Here is a 272-nt window from a genome sequence, read left to right as displayed (position 1 = left end):
CCTCTCCTCCCTGGCCCCGGCGGTTCACGCCAGGCCCAGTTCCTGCTTGCGGTTCTGGGACCAGGCGCCGATCAGCCGGTCAGCGATGATCGCCAGGAAAGCGACGCATACACCCGCCACCAGGCCCAGGCCGGTATCCGCTCGGGTCAACGCGATGTAGACCTCCTGGCCCAGATCGCGTGTGCCCACGAGCGCGGTGATCACCAGCATCGACAGCGCCATCATGATGGTCTGGTTCACGCCCAGCATGATCTCCGGCAACGCCAGCGGCA

General features: G+C 66.5%; 1 pseudogene. It reads right to left on the bottom strand.

Annotated elements, in window-relative coordinates:
* Positions 1-24 precede the first annotated feature (24 nt).
* A pseudogene (locus tag R0J87_RS20550) lies at positions 25-272 on the bottom strand (glycine/betaine ABC transporter); the annotation flags it as partial.

It is taken from the genome of Halomonas sp. SIMBA_159, from assembly GCF_046536035.1.
GTDB classification, from domain to species: Bacteria; Pseudomonadota; Gammaproteobacteria; order Pseudomonadales; family Halomonadaceae; genus Vreelandella; species Vreelandella venusta_A.
Note: the sequence above shows the minus strand (reverse complement) of the source record. Positions and strands in the feature narration are given on the sequence as shown.